28 protein-coding genes are annotated in these 16,143 nt (G+C 70.3%); 26 read left to right on the forward strand and 2 right to left on the reverse strand.

The genetic code is table 11. The features are described from left to right. Nucleotides 1-306 precede the first annotated feature (306 nt). A complete protein-coding gene (locus tag SOM35_RS12895) occupies nt 307-1,632 on the forward strand; it encodes a tyrosine-type recombinase/integrase (RefSeq protein ID WP_320515697.1) in 1,326 nt (441 codons plus the stop codon). Here SOM35_RS12895 and SOM35_RS12900 read toward each other — a convergent pair. Continuing rightward, nucleotides 1,549-1,941, reverse strand: a complete 393-nt coding sequence (locus SOM35_RS12900) for an ImmA/IrrE family metallo-endopeptidase (RefSeq protein WP_320515698.1) — start codon at nt 1,939-1,941, stop codon at nt 1,549-1,551. The two genes, SOM35_RS12895 and SOM35_RS12900, sit on opposite strands and share 84 nt — an antisense overlap. Before the next feature lie 15 nt (nt 1,942-1,956). Continuing rightward, nucleotides 1,957-2,340: a helix-turn-helix domain-containing protein gene (locus SOM35_RS12905; protein ID WP_320515699.1), complete on the reverse strand. Its 384-nt coding sequence runs from the start codon at nt 2,338-2,340 to the stop codon at nt 1,957-1,959. Nucleotides 2,341-2,432: 92 nt separating this feature from the next. Here SOM35_RS12905 and SOM35_RS12910 point away from each other — a divergent pair, with 92 nt between their 5' ends. The 25 genes from SOM35_RS12910 to SOM35_RS13030 all read left to right on the forward strand — a co-directional run bounded on the left by SOM35_RS12910 (nt 2,433) and on the right by SOM35_RS13030 (nt 15,763). Next, entirely contained in the window at nt 2,433-2,651 is a 219-nt protein-coding gene (locus SOM35_RS12910) for a hypothetical protein (protein ID WP_320515700.1), read from the forward strand. Next, nucleotides 2,648-2,914, forward strand: coding sequence for a hypothetical protein (locus SOM35_RS12915; protein ID WP_320515701.1), 267 nt, complete (start codon nt 2,648-2,650; stop codon nt 2,912-2,914). The genes SOM35_RS12910 and SOM35_RS12915 overlap by 4 nt, the downstream gene beginning before the upstream one ends. Further along, nucleotides 2,911-3,123: a hypothetical protein gene (locus SOM35_RS12920; RefSeq protein WP_320515702.1), complete on the forward strand. Its 213-nt coding sequence runs from the start codon at nt 2,911-2,913 to the stop codon at nt 3,121-3,123. Before SOM35_RS12915 ends, SOM35_RS12920 begins: the two co-directional genes overlap by 4 nt. Then, a complete protein-coding gene (locus SOM35_RS12925) occupies nt 3,120-3,497 on the forward strand; it encodes a hypothetical protein (RefSeq protein WP_320515703.1) in 378 nt (125 codons plus the stop codon). Before SOM35_RS12920 ends, SOM35_RS12925 begins: the two co-directional genes overlap by 4 nt. Next, complete coding sequence (locus SOM35_RS12930; protein ID WP_320515704.1) at nt 3,494-3,850, forward strand: hypothetical protein; 357 nt, start codon at nt 3,494-3,496, stop codon at nt 3,848-3,850. The genes SOM35_RS12925 and SOM35_RS12930 overlap by 4 nt, the downstream gene beginning before the upstream one ends. Continuing rightward, the gene (locus SOM35_RS12935; RefSeq protein ID WP_320515705.1) at nt 3,847-4,056 is read left to right on the forward strand and encodes a hypothetical protein; all 210 of its coding nucleotides are present in this window, start codon (nt 3,847-3,849) and stop codon (nt 4,054-4,056) included. Before SOM35_RS12930 ends, SOM35_RS12935 begins: the two co-directional genes overlap by 4 nt. Nucleotides 4,057-4,273: 217 nt before the next feature. Beyond that, a complete protein-coding gene (locus SOM35_RS12940) occupies nt 4,274-5,545 on the forward strand; it encodes an AAA family ATPase (protein ID WP_320515706.1) in 1,272 nt (423 codons plus the stop codon). Next, nucleotides 5,542-5,841, forward strand: coding sequence for a hypothetical protein (locus SOM35_RS12945; protein WP_320515707.1), 300 nt, complete (start codon nt 5,542-5,544; stop codon nt 5,839-5,841). Before SOM35_RS12940 ends, SOM35_RS12945 begins: the two co-directional genes overlap by 4 nt. Further along, on the forward strand, nt 5,838-6,461 hold the full coding sequence (locus tag SOM35_RS12950; protein ID WP_320515708.1) for a hypothetical protein: 624 nt from the start codon (nt 5,838-5,840) through the stop codon (nt 6,459-6,461). The genes SOM35_RS12945 and SOM35_RS12950 overlap by 4 nt, the downstream gene beginning before the upstream one ends. Further along, nucleotides 6,458-7,396, forward strand: coding sequence for a recombinase RecT (locus SOM35_RS12955; RefSeq protein WP_320515709.1), 939 nt, complete (start codon nt 6,458-6,460; stop codon nt 7,394-7,396). The genes SOM35_RS12950 and SOM35_RS12955 overlap by 4 nt, the downstream gene beginning before the upstream one ends. Next, the gene (locus SOM35_RS12960; protein WP_320515710.1) at nt 7,393-7,785 is read left to right on the forward strand and encodes a hypothetical protein; all 393 of its coding nucleotides are present in this window, start codon (nt 7,393-7,395) and stop codon (nt 7,783-7,785) included. Before SOM35_RS12955 ends, SOM35_RS12960 begins: the two co-directional genes overlap by 4 nt. A 16-nt stretch (nt 7,786-7,801) precedes the next feature. After that, nucleotides 7,802-8,380, forward strand: a complete 579-nt coding sequence (locus tag SOM35_RS12965) for a hypothetical protein (protein WP_320515711.1) — start codon at nt 7,802-7,804, stop codon at nt 8,378-8,380. Beyond that, nucleotides 8,377-8,568, forward strand: a complete 192-nt coding sequence (locus SOM35_RS12970; protein ID WP_320515712.1) for a hypothetical protein — start codon at nt 8,377-8,379, stop codon at nt 8,566-8,568. Before SOM35_RS12965 ends, SOM35_RS12970 begins: the two co-directional genes overlap by 4 nt. Further along, the gene (locus SOM35_RS12975) at nt 8,565-10,211 is read left to right on the forward strand and encodes a DNA cytosine methyltransferase (RefSeq protein WP_320515713.1); all 1,647 of its coding nucleotides are present in this window, start codon (nt 8,565-8,567) and stop codon (nt 10,209-10,211) included. Before SOM35_RS12970 ends, SOM35_RS12975 begins: the two co-directional genes overlap by 4 nt. Then, on the forward strand, nt 10,208-10,612 hold the full coding sequence (locus tag SOM35_RS12980; protein ID WP_320515714.1) for an HNH endonuclease: 405 nt from the start codon (nt 10,208-10,210) through the stop codon (nt 10,610-10,612). Before SOM35_RS12975 ends, SOM35_RS12980 begins: the two co-directional genes overlap by 4 nt. Next, nucleotides 10,612-11,442 (forward strand): hypothetical protein, encoded by an 831-nt coding sequence (locus tag SOM35_RS12985; protein WP_320515715.1) that lies wholly within the window; start codon nt 10,612-10,614, stop codon nt 11,440-11,442. Before SOM35_RS12980 ends, SOM35_RS12985 begins: the two co-directional genes overlap by 1 nt. After that, nucleotides 11,439-11,879 carry a hypothetical protein gene (locus tag SOM35_RS12990; RefSeq protein WP_320515716.1) on the forward strand — a complete coding sequence of 147 codons (441 nt, stop codon included), beginning with the start codon at nt 11,439-11,441 and terminating at the stop codon, nt 11,877-11,879. The genes SOM35_RS12985 and SOM35_RS12990 overlap by 4 nt, the downstream gene beginning before the upstream one ends. Continuing rightward, complete coding sequence (locus SOM35_RS12995) at nt 11,876-12,199, forward strand: hypothetical protein (protein ID WP_320515717.1); 324 nt, start codon at nt 11,876-11,878, stop codon at nt 12,197-12,199. The genes SOM35_RS12990 and SOM35_RS12995 overlap by 4 nt, the downstream gene beginning before the upstream one ends. Beyond that, nucleotides 12,196-12,675 carry a single-stranded DNA-binding protein gene (locus SOM35_RS13000; protein ID WP_320515718.1) on the forward strand — a complete coding sequence of 160 codons (480 nt, stop codon included), beginning with the start codon at nt 12,196-12,198 and terminating at the stop codon, nt 12,673-12,675. The genes SOM35_RS12995 and SOM35_RS13000 overlap by 4 nt, the downstream gene beginning before the upstream one ends. Then, the gene (locus tag SOM35_RS13005) at nt 12,659-13,114 is read left to right on the forward strand and encodes an HNH endonuclease signature motif containing protein (RefSeq protein ID WP_320515719.1); all 456 of its coding nucleotides are present in this window, start codon (nt 12,659-12,661) and stop codon (nt 13,112-13,114) included. The genes SOM35_RS13000 and SOM35_RS13005 overlap by 17 nt, the downstream gene beginning before the upstream one ends. Beyond that, nucleotides 13,111-13,251, forward strand: coding sequence for a hypothetical protein (locus tag SOM35_RS13010; protein WP_320515720.1), 141 nt, complete (start codon nt 13,111-13,113; stop codon nt 13,249-13,251). The genes SOM35_RS13005 and SOM35_RS13010 overlap by 4 nt, the downstream gene beginning before the upstream one ends. Then, nucleotides 13,248-14,192, forward strand: coding sequence for a hypothetical protein (locus SOM35_RS13015; RefSeq protein WP_320515721.1), 945 nt, complete (start codon nt 13,248-13,250; stop codon nt 14,190-14,192). Before SOM35_RS13010 ends, SOM35_RS13015 begins: the two co-directional genes overlap by 4 nt. Next, nucleotides 14,189-15,127 (forward strand): hypothetical protein, encoded by a 939-nt coding sequence (locus SOM35_RS13020; RefSeq protein ID WP_320515722.1) that lies wholly within the window; start codon nt 14,189-14,191, stop codon nt 15,125-15,127. Before SOM35_RS13015 ends, SOM35_RS13020 begins: the two co-directional genes overlap by 4 nt. Then, complete coding sequence (locus tag SOM35_RS13025; protein ID WP_320515723.1) at nt 15,127-15,567, forward strand: hypothetical protein; 441 nt, start codon at nt 15,127-15,129, stop codon at nt 15,565-15,567. Before SOM35_RS13020 ends, SOM35_RS13025 begins: the two co-directional genes overlap by 1 nt. After that, complete coding sequence (locus tag SOM35_RS13030) at nt 15,557-15,763, forward strand: hypothetical protein (RefSeq protein ID WP_320515724.1); 207 nt, start codon at nt 15,557-15,559, stop codon at nt 15,761-15,763. Before SOM35_RS13025 ends, SOM35_RS13030 begins: the two co-directional genes overlap by 11 nt. Nucleotides 15,764-16,143: the final 380 nt, after the last annotated feature.

Raw genomic sequence — 16,143 nt, forward strand, 5'->3', positions numbered from 1 at the left:
GCCGGATCCGAGTTGCGCTCTGCCACATCTGACTACTATCGTGTCATACGTGCTTGCAGCGGCTTGCACAAGCAGGTTCCGATGTCTACACCGCCTGGCTACACGCCGGAGACAGAGGAGGCCGCGACCTGGCAGGGTCGCGGCCTCGATGAACCCCCGTGATCTCACCACGAGAGGAACACCCCATGCACGCTACGTGCGACCACCGACGCAGAAGAACGACGCACACCGGCGTCCTGAGTGACGGCCGGTGGAGCGCCCACGACAGAAGATGAGCACGGCGCCCTGCGCCACGGGAGGTACGCGATGACCCGCACGCGGGGCAAGGGCGAGGGCGCCGTCTACCGGGTGCCGGCGGACCGCACGCTCCCCCTCGACTACTGGACCGCGAGCATCGAGCTCCCCGGGCGAGACGGCAAGCGCCGCCGCAAGGTGGTCCGGTCGAAGGACAAGGCGGTCGTGCTCAAGAAGATGCGGGCGCTCCAGAATGACCTCGAGCGGACGGGCGATCTCCCGACTGCGTCGATGACGCTCGGTGCCTGGCTGAAGCTGTGGCACGACGAGATCGCCGTGCACCGGCTCGCGCCGAAGACGGCCGCCGGCTACAAGTCCGCGATCCGACAGCACATCGTCCCGGCCATCGGAGCCGTCCGCCTCGACAAGCTCGAGCCGAAGCACGTCCGAGATCTGAACCGCGCGATCCGCGCGAAGGGACGCAGCGCCTCGACGGCCCTGCAGGCGCACCGCATCCTCGGCGTCGCTCTCCGCGACGCCGAGCGTGAGGGGCGGGTCACTCGCAACGTCACGACCCTGCTCGACGCCCCGCGCCGTGCTCACGTCTCCCTCGTCACGCTCGACGCAGCCGCCGGCATCCGGATCCTCGACCGCGCTGCGCGCGAGGACGTCCGCATGGGGTCACGGTGGGCGGCGGCGCTCCTGACTGGCGCCCGGCAGGGCGAACTCCTCGGCCTCGAGATCGACCGCGTCACCGACCGGCTCGACCTGTCCTGGCAGCTGCAGCGCCTCACCTGGTCGCACGGCTGCAACCCAGCCGACCCCGACTCCCCCCGATGCTCCCGCATCCGCGGCACCGACTGCCCGGACCGGTTCCTCCGCACCCCCGAGGACCACGAGCACCGGCACCTGACCGGCGGCCTCTGGCTGTCACGGCCGAAGTCTCGGGCCGGGTGGCGCGACATCCCCCTCGTGGAGCCACTGCGGTCCATCATCGAGCGGCGGCTCGTCGTCTCGGCGTCCGAGCCGAACCCGCACGGCCTGCTCTGGACTTCCGAGCGGAAGAAGGACCCGTACATCGACGAGCTCCGACCGCTCGACGGGTCACCGATCAACCCGGCTAAGGACAACTACGCCTGGCACGCGCTCCTGAAGAGCGTCGGCGTGCTCGACGCGCGCCTGCACGACGCCCGGCACACCACGGCGACCCTGCTCTACGAGGCGAACGTGCCCGAGCCGACCATCATGGAGATCCTCGGGCAGTCGACACTTTCGGTCACGCGCGGCTACCGCTCGCGGGGCAACCATGCGGTCCTAGGCGACGCCCTCTCGAAGGTCAGCGCCCTGCTGACGTCGGACGTTCCACCAGACGCGCCAGAGCTTGCCGCTCACGCCTAGCTCGGCGGCGATCTTCGCGGGGTCCTGAGTCCAGGCGCACACCTCGGCGGCGCGCTCGTCGTCGATGAGGTGCAGCGCCGCGTACCGGTCCGCCTGAACCTCGTGCTTCACTGCGTCGTCACGGTGGCCGAGGTCGGCGTGACCGATCTCGTGCGCGAGCGCGCACCGGTCGTGGACGGCGCGGAGCCGCGAGCGGATCACGATCAGGTTGTGGTCTGGCAGCCACATCCCGTTCGCCGTGCGGAGCGGCCGGTGGATGACCTCGATGCCGAGGTCGGCGGCGTGCTCGTACGGGTCGTACTCCCCCAACGGCCCTCCCGTGGTTCAGGGTTCCTGGGGCTCGTCCTCGGTCGACTCGGGGTCAACCTCGGTTGCGGCGGCCGCCAGGGTGCGGTCGCGTCGCCGGAGCTCCAGTTCGTCCACGCTGATGCTGCGCGGATCCTCATTCTGCGTCGCGGCCTCTGACATTCGCTCGGCATCGCGGAGGGCTTCGGCGTACATCTCGTCGGCGGGCCGGCCGATCGCCTCGGCGACGCGCTGGAACGACTTCGACGGGATGTCGACCTTCCCGTTCATGTACCGCTGGATCGTGCTCAGGCTGATCCCGGAGCGTTCCGCGATCTGCTCGCGGTTCAGCCCCTTCTTGACGTAGGCGCCGCGAAGGACGTCCGCGAGGGCAGCGTTGATGAAGTCCGAGGGCTGTGGCACGTCCCCATGGTAGCGGCCCAACTTGCCACATCTGACAAAAAAGTAGCCGAATCGGCTTGCACAAGTCAGATGTGAGGGGTAACTTCTCACATGTGACAAGAAGATTCCCCGCCGCGGACCCGGCTCAGCGCATCGCTGAGACCATCCTCACCCGTGGCACCGACACGGCCACCGTCGCCAACGCCGCCGGCCTGCCCGTCTCCACCCTCGAGGACCGCCTACTCACGGGCGACTTCACGATGGCCGAGATCGTGCAGGTCGGCGGCGTTCTGAGCATGGAGCCGTCTGACCTCTACGGAGCCACCAGATGAGCCAGACCACCGCCGACGTCCGCCCGGACGCCGCGACCCCCCAGCTCTCCGACTACGTCAAGTTCGAGAAGCTCGCCTACGCCGTCCCGACGTTCGCCACCCTCGTCGAGGTGTCCGAGGACACGGTCCGCAAGAACATCGATTCCGGACGCCTCGCCGCGAGATACCCGACGGAGGCCGGCCGCAAGCCGATCATCTTCATCGAGGACGCCGTCGACTGGCTGCGTCACCTCCCGACCGAGAAGCCGCAGGCTGCCGCATGAGCGCCGCGCTCGGTCGCCCGGCCATCCGTCGGCAGCACTCCGGCCCGTCGAGCAGCTACAAGCCGGCGGACCTGCGGGTCGACGACCCGCGCATGGTCACCGGCATCACCCCGGAGACCGCCTCGGCAGCCGTAGCCGTTGTCCGGGCTCGTGCCGGCGACGACACCAAGCAGGTGCTCGACATGCTCGGCCTGGCGGTGGCATCGTGACCGCCGCGGCCCGGAAGCTCGCGATGCTGATCCGCTCCGACGAGCTGATCTTCGACCACGACTGCCAGGTGTGGCGTGTGCACTCCACCGCCCTCGTGCACGACCAGGTGGTGCTGACGATCCGCAACGAGCTCGGCGAGCGACTCGTCCTCAAGGTCCCGCTCGACGCGACGCTCCCCGTCCCGGTCACCGGCACGACGGAAGCGCAGCGGACCCTGCTCCGCGGCCTGCCGTGGTGGGGCTTCGCAATCGCGATCGCCGTCCTGTCGTGGGTCGTCGAGGCCCCGATCAACGGCGGCCTGCTGATCCTCATCGTCATCTGCTGGATCATCGGCGCCCTCGAGATGCTGACGCCGCCGCGAGGTGTCCGATGAGCGCCGACATCCAGCAGGCCCGCGACGTGCTCAAGAAGTGGCGCGAAGGAGCGGTGGCCGGGCCGTGGTTCGCAGATCGGGAGCATCCGGAGTTCGACGGCGCGACCATCGCGAACGATGCGTTCCTCAACCCGACGAACGAAAACGAGCACGAACCCGTCCTCGACGTCAGCGGCATCAGCATCGGTGACGCCCGCCTGATCGTCGGCACCGCGGGCAACCCCGACCTCCTCGACGTCCTCGACGGGATGCTGACGACCGCATCCCTAGCGAAGACGCCCGACCAAGTATCGAGTTGGTTCCCCCGCCTCGCCGCCGCGATCATCGCCGCCGACGATCGGATGACGTCGTGAGCACCGCGACCCTGACACCCGTAGACGACCCGGAGCTGTGGCAGCCGGGCGACGTGAAGGAGATCCCGACCATCCTCGGGCTCGCCTACTCGTGCACGATCACCCGCGTCCTGCCGTCCGTCATCGAGTTCACCGGACCAACCGGGGCCGGCTGCATCACCCGTGAGCTGTACGCGGAACTGGCCGACGGCCGGAACAGCCCGTGACTGCGGACCCGGTCAGAGACCCGGCCCACGGCCCCCTCTGCGGTTGCTCCGTCTGCTGGACCCTCGACGGTCTCGACGACGACCGCGACGGGAAAGCCATTGCCCGGGCAGCCGAATGGGACACCCACACCGACGGCAGCTGACAGCCCGGCATCACCCCCTTCTCTTCTGCCCGACCTCAGGGCAGCTCATCAACCGACCCACCAGGGAGACCATCGTGACCACCACCCCGCTGCGCGTCCTCGCGCTGCACGCCGAGAACTACAAGCGCCTCACCGCGGTCGAGATCAGACCCGACGGCGACGTCGTCCTCATCGGCGGCCGGAACGCCCAGGGCAAGACGTCCGTCCTCGACGCGATCTACGCCGTGCTCAAGGGCGGCGCCGCGGCCCGCGAGACGGTGCAGCCGATCCGCGACGGGCAGGACACCGCCGTCGCACGCCTCGAGATCGGCGACGAGCACGGCAACGTCGTCTACGTCGCGACCCGCCGCTGGACGAAGGACGACGCCGGCACTCTCACCGTGGAGTCCTCCGACCACGCCCGCTTCTCCTCCCCGCAGAAGCTCATCGACGGGATGCTCGGCGCGATCACCCTCGACCCGCTCGCGTTCACCCGGATGGACGCGAAGAAGCAGCTCGGCACCCTTCTCGACGCTCTCGGCGACTCCCTCGGCTTCGACCCGGCCCAGCTCGACGCGGAGCGGAAGGGCGTCTACGAACGTCGGACCGACGTCGGCCGGGACGTGAAGCGCCTCGAGGGGCAGCTTGCCGGCTACCCCGCTCCCGACGCTTCGGTCCCGGAGACCGAGCTCTCCGCCGCGGACCTCATCGCTGAGGTCGACGACATCGCTCGCGAGACCCGAGCCATCGACCAGTCCATCGAGGCGGCCCGGCAGGCCCGTGCTGACCGGGAGCGGGCGCAGGACGCCCTCGCCGCAGCGCAGCGTGCAGCGGAGGCCGCCGCCGAGCGGGAGCGCGCCCTGATTGCGGAGGCTCGTGCGCTTCCCGCCCGCCGTGATCCGGCGCCGGTGCTTGACCGCCTCTCGCAGATCGACGAGCTGAACGCGAAGGTCCGGGCGCAGCGTGACCGTGCCGCGGTCGCCGCCGAGCTGTCCGACCGGCGGCAAGAGCAGGCGCAGCACACCCTGAGGCTCGAGGAGATTGACAAGCGGAAGGCGGACGGCATCGCCGCGGCGCAGCTCCCGGTCCCCGGCCTCGGCTTCGACTCGGACGGCGTGACCCTGAACGGCATCCCGTTCTCGCAGGCGTCCACCGCCGAGCAGATCCGAGTCTCGACCGCCCTCGCCATGGCCGACGCCCCCGAGATCCGAGTGATGCGGATCGACGGGGGCGAGTCCCTCGACTCCGAGTCGCTGGCGATCATCGAGCAGCTCGCCGCCGAGCACCGCTACCAGGTGTGGATCAGCCGGGTCGACGAGTCCCGCGCCGTCGGCTTCACGATCGAGGACGGGACGGTCGCAGCATGAGCCCCGCCGAGTTCCACCGCCGGGCCGTCGAGGACGCCCTCACCGACGCAGCCGAGCAGACCTTGGTCGACCGCAAGGCGGTCGCCCTGGCCGAGGCGCAGGTGCACGCGACAGTCCTCCTCGCCGAGGAGCAGCGCACCGCGAACCTCATCGCTCTCTTCGACGAGGAGGCACCGGAGGTGTTCCGTGAGTCCCGCTCCGACGACCCGGACGAGCGCCACCGTGCAATCGGACGGCAGAAGTCGCGCTGGCTGGCTCTCTCCGCCGAGATCGCGGAACGGCTGGACATCGCATGAGGTGGCAGGACCGCATCATCGTGGACGGCTCGGACCGCGACCTCTGGCTCGCCGGCCGTCGCCAGGTCATCGGAGCGTCGGACGCCGCGAAGCTCGCGAAGGCGTCGAGCGTCGACAAGTACCTCGCCGCGAAGCTCGCGCCGAGGACGTTCACCGGGAACGGCTACACCGAGCAAGGCCACCGCTGGGAGCCGATGATGCTCGCGTTCGCGGGCATCCCGCAGAACGTCGCTCTCATCCACTCGCCGGACCAGCCGGGGTTCGCGTGCACGCCGGACGGCCTCCGCGTCGAGCCCGACGGCCGTCTCCGGCTCGCCGAGTGCAAGGCGAAGCACGGGAAGGTCGTGACCGGCCCCTCGGTCGGCGAGTGGCGGCAGCTCGCCTGGCAGTTCGAGTGCATCCCCGAGGCCGACTTCATCGAGTTCCTCTGGGTCGAGCTGGTGCAGAACGCCCGCGGCGAGTGGGATCTCCGCGCCGAGCACCGCGGCATGCCGCACCGCCTCGTGATCCCTCGCGACCACCCGGAGATCGTCGCCGCCCGCGCGCAGATCCTCCCCATCGCCACCGACCTCCTCACGCGGCTCCGCGTCGCGCTGACCTACGAACGGAGAGCCGCATGACCGAGCTCACCACCCTCCCCGCGAACGGCGACGTCACGACGTGGACCGACGCGGAGAAGGCGATCGTCGAGGCTGCCGGCCTCGTCTTCACCCACACCTACGGCCCCCGCGAAGGCGAGCGGGAAGCCGCGCCCCGCCCCATCGTCGAGAAGTTCCTGTCCCTCTCCCGCCAGTCGGGCCTCAACCCCCTGTCGAACCAGATCTGGTGCATCGGCCGCGCCTCGAAGGGCCGCGTCGAGTGGGCCGTGCAGACCGGCATCGACGGGTTCCGGCTCGTCGCCGACAAGTCCGCGAAGTACGCCGGCCAGGATGCCGCCGAGTGGATGACTGACTCCGGCGAGTGGGTGGACGCGTTCATCCCGAAGCTGCACGGCGACCACCCGCTCGCCGCCCGCGTCCGCGTCTACCGCGACGACTGGGAGCGTCCCGCCGTCGGCGTCGCCGAGTGGGGCGCCTACGTCCAGACGACCGCCAAGGGCGACCTCACCTCCATGTGGAAGAAGCAGGGAGCCGGGCAGCTCGCGAAGTGCGCCGAGGCGCTCGCCCTCCGCAAGGCGTTCCCGATGGACCTCTCCGGCCTCTACACGGCGGACGAGATCGCAGCCGCACCGGCGCAACTCGTTGAGGTCGGTCCGCCGTCCCGGGACTGGATCGCCGAGATCACCGCTGCGGAGACGCACGACGCGATCGAGGACCTCCTCGACGCGGCGGACGATGTCGGCGAACGCACCGACGCGATCCGCACGGCGGCGCTCGCCCGCCACGGGATGCTCGGCGTCGAGCCGGAGCCGACCGTTGAGCCGGCACCGCCTGCGGCTGAGCCCGACGAGATCGTCGTCGAGCCCGAGCCTGAGCCGGAGTCGGACGAGCTCTCCGACGACGACTGGCTCGCTCGCGCCGAGGCCGACGCGCTCACCCACGGCGGCCGACCGTGAGCGCGCAGGACATCGCCCGGATGGACACCGGCGAGATCGTCGAGTACGAGCCCGTCACCCCCATCGAGCTCGAGTTCATGATCCGTGAGCTCGGCGCCCGGCTCGAGAACGCCGTCCCCGTCCTGAAGGAGCTGTGGGCGCAGCGGTACGCCGCCGAGCGTGCCCTCATCGAGGAGAAGGCGAAGGCCGTTCTCCGCTCGAGCGCGCGGACCATCACCGAGAAGCGCGCCGAGTCGGATCTCGCGACCATGACGTTCCGCCGTGACTTCGACGCCGCGAAGGAGACCCTCCACGCCGCCGAGGAACTGCAGAAGGCCCTCGCCGCGCGCTTGATGGGGCTGCTGAACATCAACAAGGTGCTCGGCCACGCCTACGGCGCGAGCCGCTGACACGAAGGAACGCACCATGCCTGAACTGCTTCCCCCGCCCCTCGAGGGCTTCACCGCGCCGACCACACCGGTGGCGGCCGGCCTCGATCTGTCCCTCACCGACACCGGCGTCGCCGTCGTGCACGACGACGGCAGCATCACCACCCGCCGAGTCCGATCTGCCGGGAAGAAGACCGACAGCCTCGCGACCAAGGCGCGACGCTTCGACGACCACGCTTCCGCGATCTGCGCGCAGGTCGCCAGGTGCACCGAGGTCGTCGTCGAGTCCCCCGCGTACGGCATGCCCCAGGGCGCCGTCGACCTCGGCGGCCTCCGCTGGCTCGTCCTCACGATGCTCGTCGACCGCGGCCACCGCGTGCACGAGATCAACCCGATGCACGTGAAGAAGTACGCCACCGGACAGACCCGGTCCGACAAGGACGTCGTCCTCGCCGCCGTCGTGAAGCGGTACCCACAGGCCGACGTGACGAACAACAACACCGCGGACGCCGTCGTGCTCGCCGCGATGCTGGCCCGTCACCTCGGCCGCCCCGTCGAGGACTCCCTGTCCGAGCTGCGCGCCGACGCCATGGCCCGAGTCGCGTGGTCGTCGTGAAGCGCCTCCGGATGCGGCCCGAGGAGGACGCCATCGTTCGGGCCCGGCACGCGGCCGGCATCCGCGACACCCACATCGCCGTAGAGCTCGGCCGATCCCAGTCGCAGGTCCACCGCGCACGCAAGCGCCTCGGCCTCACCCCGCACTTCGGCCCCGGCCGCCCACCCAGAGAGGAGTCGCGCTCGTGACTCTCACCATCACCGACCTGTTCGCAGGTGCCGGCGGCTCGTCGACCGGCGCGCTGCAGGTCCCCGGTGTCGAGGTCCGAATTGCAGCGAACCACTGGCAGCTCGTGTGCGACATCCACGCGCTGAACCACCCGACCACCGACCACGCCGTCGTTGACCTGCACCAGGAGCGCCCGTCGTTCTTCCCGAAGACAGACATCCTGTGGGCGTCGCCCGAGTGCACGAAGTGGTCGCAGGCGAACGGCGCGAAGCTGCCCGCGATCGAGGAAGGACTGTTCGAGGACCCGCTCTCCGACGACGCGAAGAACCGCAGCCGACTGCTGATGTTCGACGTGCTCCGCTTCATCGAGCACCACCGGTACCGGCTCGTGATCGTCGAGAACGTCGTCGACATCGCCACGCAGGCGAAGTACCGCACGGCGTGGGACGTCTGGCGCTCGGAGCTCCGCGCTCTCGGCTACCGGTTCCGCGTGGTCTCGCTGAACTCGATGCACGCGCAGGCGTTCGGGGCGCCGGCTCCGCAGTCGCGAGACCGGATCTACGTCGTCGCGTGGCCTGAGAGCGCTCAGGCTCCGGACCTCGACCGCATCCTCCGCCCGAAGGCGTGGTGCGATCGGTGCGACGACGTTGTCGAGTCCGTGCAGTCGTTCAAGCCGCGACGGGAGGTCGGCCGCTACCGGCAGGCGTACGTGTACTGCTGCTCCCGGTGCGGGCAGGTCGTCGAGCCAGGCTGGCTCCCGGCCGCCGCTGCGATCGACTGGTCCATCCCTGGCGAGCGCATCGGTGATCGCCTCAAGCCGAAGACGCGGGCTCGCATCGCTGCCGGCATCGCCCGGTACTGGGGGCCGCTGACGCTCGAGGCTGCCGGCAACACGTACGACGCGACGGACCCGCACCATCGGCAGCACGGACAGCTGGACGGGTACCACCGTGTGTGGCCGGTCGGGGAACCGCTGCGGGCCCTGCACACCACGAACTCGAAGGCCCTGGCTGTGCCGGTCGAGGGGCGTGACGGCCTCGACGCCTCCTCCATCAGCAAGCCGATGCGTACGCAGACGACGAGAGCCGACACTGCGCTTGCTCATCTGCCGTTCATCGCCGAGATGTACGGCACCTCGACCGCTCGACCAGTCTCCGAGCCCGCCGGCACCTTCACCGCTGGCGGCAACCACCACGGCCTCGTGCAGGCCTACTACGGCACGACGCGTGAGGCTCGACCCGACACTGATCCGCTGGGCACTCTCACCACCGTCGACCGGTTCGCGCTCATCACCAGGCACAACAACGTCCGCGGCGACCAGGGAAGCCTGACCACGCAGGCGGAGGAGTACCTGCGCACGCTCACGACTACTGCGTCCCAGTCGGTCATGCGTCGCCCGGGCGGGGTGACCGCCGCCGACCTCCGAGAGGCGGAGGCCATGGTCCCCGAAGTGCGGTTCCGGATGTTCCAGCCGCACGAGGTCGCCGCCGGCATGGCGTTCCCGTCCGACTACCTCTGGCAGCCGCCGGACCGTGCTCGGCCGGTGTCCAACCGGGACCTGGTGAAGGCCGCCGGCAACGCCGTCACACCGCCCGCCGCCCGGGACCTCATCGCCGCCGCGGCCGCGTCGCTCGGGGCCGAGTACGAAGCCGTCGCCGCATGATCGGCCCGAAGCAGGACCGCCCGACTGCTGCGGACGAGAAGCGAGCGTATGACGTCGCGTCGAAGCGGGACGACCTCCTCTGCCAGCGATGCCTCCGCTGGTGCGGCGCCCCGCAACTCGACCACCGGCAGAACCGGCAGTCGGGCAACACGGTCCCGTCGAACCTGCAGACCCTCGGCCTCAGCTGCCACCAGTGGAAAACCGAGCACCCGCGGGACGCGATCCGCGACGGCTGGGCGGTCCCCCGGTGGGGTGACCCGGCTGACTGGCCTGCCCGCCGGTGGCTGCGGCAGGAGAACGGCACCGTCCGCGCCGCGTGGATCCTCTACGACGACGTCGGCGGGTGGGACGAGATCAGTGCCAGCGAGGCACGAAGACGAATGGAAGGAGGTGACAGCTGATGCCGTGGTTCAAGGTCGACGACGGACTACCGTCCTCGCGGAAGGTGCTCGGCATCCCCCGCCGGGACCGCCTCGCAGCGATCGGCTTGTGGACTCTGGCTGGCGCGTGGAGTGCGAAGGAGCTGCAGGACGGAGCCGTCCCCAGCTACATGATCGTGGAGCTGGGCGCCACGCGACGCGTCGCCGAGGCTCTTGTGACCGTCGGCCTCTGGTCGCGCACCTCATCGGGCTACTCGTTCGTGAACTGGGATGACTTCCAACCCACGAAGGCGGACGTCCTCTCGGCGCGGGAGAAGAACGCCGAGAAGCTGCGGAAGTGGCGGCAACGTAACCGGGACCGAGACCAGGGTGAAACCAAGTTCGTAACCGAGTTACAGGACGGTTCGGATGAGGTTCGTAACGCTGCCCCCGTCCCGGCCCGTCCCGACCCGACCTCTCCTCCTATCGGAGGAGAAGACGTCGCGGATCGCGCCGACGTCGTCGAGCTCTGCGAGCTGCTCGCTGACCTCGTCGAGCAGAACGGGTCGAACCGCCCCCCGGTGACGAAGACCTGGCGCGACTCGGCACGGCTCCTGCTCGACCGCGACGGCCGAGAGCTCGAGTCCGCCAAACGCCTCGTCCGGTGGAGTCAGGCCGACGACTTCTGGCGCAGCAACGTCCTCTCGATGCCGACCTTCCGGAAGCAGTACGACCGCCTGCGCCTCGCCGCCAACCGTCAGCTCGAGGAACGCCGGCAGGCGCCGGGCCGCGGCGGCCAGCGCGACGCCGAACTCATCGGCTTCATGACCGGTGCCGACAACACCCCCACCCGACAGGAGATCACCCAGTGAACGAGCCAGAAGTCCGTCGCCTCCTCGGCTACATCTCCGCCGGCTACGACAACCGGCAGCTGTCGGCCGCGACCGCGGCGGTGTGGACCGAGGAGCTCTGCGACGTCGAGTTCGAGGTCGCGAAGCAGGCGGTCCGGAACCACTTCCGGAAGCCTGCGCCGCGGGCATACCTGTCCCTCGACGTGCTGCTCGAGCAGATCCGGGTCGACACCCGGCAGACCCCGACGGCGATCGAGGAGGACGTCCGGTCGGCGAAGGCCCGCGGGTTCATCGAGGCGTCATGGCCGGCACGGCAGGCGCTTCCCCGCCCGATCGCGGCGCGGCTCGCTGCGGCCCGGCTCGACTTCGCTCTCGCGGCGGAGGCCATCGAGGCCGGCGTGATCGAGACGCCCCGTGCGCTCGACGTCGGGACGGTGGGCCGGGAGGTGCCCGGATGAGCGACGACGCGTGGGCGAACTTCATCGCGCAGCTCGACCCGGCCGTCCTCGAGCGGGAGCGGATGGCCGTGCGCGGGGACCTCGACAGCGAGCGGCCCGGGTCCCGGCAGGACCACGAGATGCGCTTCGCCCACGACTACGTCCGCCGGGACTTCTGGGCCCGGATGCAGGGCGAGCGGGAGAGCCGGACCGCCGCGGTGCAGCGAGCAGACGCGGACCGCGCCATCAAGGCACAGCAGGACGAGGAGATCGAGGCGGCCATCCGGTCGTACTCGCAGAGACATGCGGCAGCAGCCGCAGAACGGAAGTCAGCAGCATGAGCAAGGGCACGATGACGGTCGAGGGCTTCGTGGCGAACGAGCCGAGCCTGAACCGGACGAACAGCGGCAAGTCGGTCATCTCGGTCACGGTGCCGCACCAGCGGTCGAAGCGGCAGGAAGACGGCACCTGGGAGCGCCAGGGCGAGACGACCTGGGTTGAGGCCGCGTTCTGGGAGGACCAGGCCGACCTGATCGCGCAGCAGGTGGCGAAGGGCACCGCGGTGATCCTCACCGGCGACCCCGAGGTGCAGGTCTACGCGAAGCGCGATGGGACGGCCGGCGCGAAGGTCGTGCTCCGGTTCCCGACGCTCGGGATCGTTCCCCGGGTGCAGCGACAGCAGCAGGGCAGCCAGCCGGTCCAGTACCAGCAGCCGTCCGGGCAGCAGCCGCAGCAGGGCCAATCGCAGCAGGGCGGCGCTCAGGGGCAGGACGTGTGGTCTCAGCAGGGAGGGTTCGACGATGAAACTCCGTTCTGACCCGACCCCGGTGCGCGTGCTTGAGCGCGCCCGCGACCGGTGGACCGCGGGAGCACACGGCTGCCGGATCAGCACCTACTCGAGCGGCTCGCACGGGTACGCGCAGCTCGGCTGGTACGCGGACCGGTCGAACCACATGATGCTCGCGCACCGCGCCGCGTGGGAGGCGGAGCACGGCCCGATCCCGGAGGGCATGACCGTCGATCACATGTGCAAGCAGCGCCGCTGCGTGAACGTGCTCCACCTGCGGCTCCTCACGAACCACGAGAACGCCCGGCGCAACACCGGCGGCGACATGCCCCTCGGCCGCTGCGGACATGGACACGACGACAGCGCACTCCGGCTCTACTCGCGCGGTGGTGGCCGCAAGTCGCTCGGCTGCTCCACCTGCCGAGCCGACATGCAGCGCCGCTACCGCGAGCGGAGGGCAGCCGCTTGACCCTCACCCAGGGCAACGACCTCGGCCCGCACGACTTCGGCGACCCGAAGTCCCCTACCTACGCGATCGCCGCCGAGCAGACCGCGTCCCGAGCACAGCAGCTCCGCGAGGAGCACGACCCCAGGAGCACCCCGTGACCATCACCGACCTCGACGACGGCCTGACGAGCACCCTGCTCGCCGAGAGAGCCCGCCGCCGCCTCACCGAAGCCGCCGAGCTCGTCGAGTACGTGCTCATCCACCGGCTCCCCACCCGCGCCGTCCCCGACGGGCAGCCCGGCGCCCCGCGCGGCTCGGCGACCGCGTCCGCCCCGCTGAACGTGAACGCCCTCGACGACGCCGACGAGCTCGTCACCACGCTCCTCGACAGGGCGCACCGGTGGCGGACCATGCTCGGCATCGTCGACCGGCCCCGCATCAGCGCCCTCCGCTACGCGTACCAGGTGCCGCTCGGCTTCCGACCCGAGACCACCCCTGCCGGCGCACGGAAGTCCGTGGAAGGCATCACCGGGTGGCTGCTCCTCCACCACGATGACATCGCCCGCCACCCGTCGTCCGGCGCGTACTTCGACGAGATCGCGCACCTCATCGAGCGGGTGTACTCCCGGTTCCCCCTCGAGGCCCGCCCGGACCGGCCGCACTGGAAGCGGCCCTGCGAGGTGTGCGGCGAGTTCGCCGTCACCGCGGACTGGTCGCCGGACGCGGAGATCCGCGACGTCACCGTCTGGTGCGAGTCCTGCACCACGGTCCTCGTCACCACCACGGGCGACGGCGGGGTCCGCACCCGCACCGACGCCGCCGACACCGCCGAGCAGCGGGCCGCCGGCCGGAAGCTGGCCCGCATCGTGAAGCAGATCGCCGTCGGGACCACCGTCCCGAAGGTCGACAACCCGGAGGCCGGCAACCCGCACCCCACCCGCTGCCCCGCGGTCGGCGTCGACACGACACAGCCCGACGACGGCAAGCAGGACGTCTACCAGTGCGTCCGCCGGGCAGGTCACACCGGCGGGCACCAGGTCTCCCGCCCAGCACAGCCGGCTCTCGTGTGGAGCCGTAGCCCCGAAGGAGCAACAGCATGACCGATCAGAAGCCGACCGTCTCCGAAGTGCTCACCGCACCCAGGGTCCGGTGGAAGTTCAACCGCGACACCGAGTGGCGCTACGGCCGCCCAGTCGGTTACACCGACCAGCCCGTGTTCATCATCGAGCGTGAGACGGACGGCGTGCGCGTCGGCGTGCTCGCCTCGTTCGACCCTCGTCCGACATGGGTGCCGGAACCGAGTGGCGAGGTGCCCGAGAACTGGGAGCAGATCCAGGCCCTCGCCCGTGTCCTCGCCACCGCCGGTGCACTCGGTACCGGCGTGACGGTCACCGAGTTCGCGCAGGCTGAAGCCGCCCTGAAGTACCTCGCCACGGTGCAGCCGCCGACGCGCGAGCAGGCAGCCGCCGAGGTGAAGCGGGTGACGCAGGCATGGGGCGGCCCCGCCATGGACGAGTTCAAGAACGACCCGCCGACCCGCAAGCACTACGCGATCGCCGACGCTCTGCTCGCCCTGTTCCCGCAGCCGACCCCGAGCGCCGAAGACCGGAACGCCTGGGACGCCGCCGTGCAGGCGAAGCGCGCCGAGCAACGCGCGAAGGGCTACACCGCCGAGCATGACCGTGAGCACGGCGTCGAGCACCTGCTGCTGTGGGCTCAGGACTACGCCTCGCGTGGTCGCCACCTCGACGCCGCAGCGTTGGTCGAGGCCGCGCGGGAGGTGCTGTTCTGGCAGCGAAACGCGAAGTCCGACTACGACGTGATCGACGAGCGGTACCGCCGCGTGGTCCCGCCCGCCGAGCCGGTGAGCATCGCCGACATGGCACCGGCGACGGCGGCATGTGCTGATCCGAACGTGAACCGGTGGTACTGCCAACGCGGCAGCGACGGCACATGCCCGCTCCCGAAGTGCATCGACCCGTCCACGATCCGCGACGTGACCCCGCCGCCCGCGACACCGGAGGAGGGCAGCTGATGCCGATCCTGAACTACACGACGACGGTCGAGGTCGCGAAGACCATGGGCGAGATCCAGGCGGCACTCGCACGCCGCGGGGTGAAGCGCATCTCGACCCTTTTCGACGACGACGGGGTACCCGCCGGCCTCGGCTTCACCATGCAGACCGACTACGGCGTGCAGGAGTTCCAGCTGCCCGTCCGGACCGACGGGGTACTCGCCGCGATGAAGCGCGACGCGAAGGTGCCGGCGACGAAGTGCACCCCCGAGCAGGCGGCACGCGTCGCATGGCGCATCGCGAAGGACTGGCTTGAAGCGCAGGCCGCCCTGATCGACGCCGGCCTCGCGACCCTCGACGAGGTGATGATGCCCTACATGCTCGTCGCCCCCGACCGGACGGCGTACATCGACATGCGGCATCGGTTCCTCGCGATCGAGGGTGGTGCCGATGGCGGATGACCCCCGAGACGACCTGGTCCCCCTCGCCGTCGCAGCGAGCATCATCCGCCGCGACGAGCGCACCCTCCGCCGCTGGGCCGCCGCCGGCCTCACCACCCGCGAGATCGACGGCGTCCGGTACGTCACCCTCCGAGCAGCGACCGACTGGGCCCGCACCAACGGCCGCCGCCGAGGCAGAGCGGACTTCACGTGGTAGCCCATGGGTGTGGAGCGGTGTGCGTTGGTGTTGGCTGGAGTTGAGTGGTGCGAATGTCCGCCTGATGCAGTACGCTCTGCGTAAGCCACGAATCGGCCCCGACCCCCACAGGTCGGGGCCGTTCGCGTATCCAGCGTGACGCCTGAGCAACGTCACGAGCATCCGAAGACCGGGGTTCGAATCCCCAGCCTCTCGTCGCCGGCGCGGCCGCGACGCGGGCGAAGCACAGCGGCACAGTGCAGCGGATGCTCGACACCCGAGACCAGACCGCGGACGCGCGGCCCTCTCGGGGCTCACACCACTTCCCCGGCCCGCCGACACGCACCGACACCGCACCAGCCGCCCCGGACACCCGCAGCCCTCACCCGGCCGCACTCGTG

Source organism: Curtobacterium sp. CFBP9011 (assembly GCF_034045095.1).
Lineage (GTDB): Bacteria > Actinomycetota > Actinomycetes > Actinomycetales > Microbacteriaceae > Curtobacterium.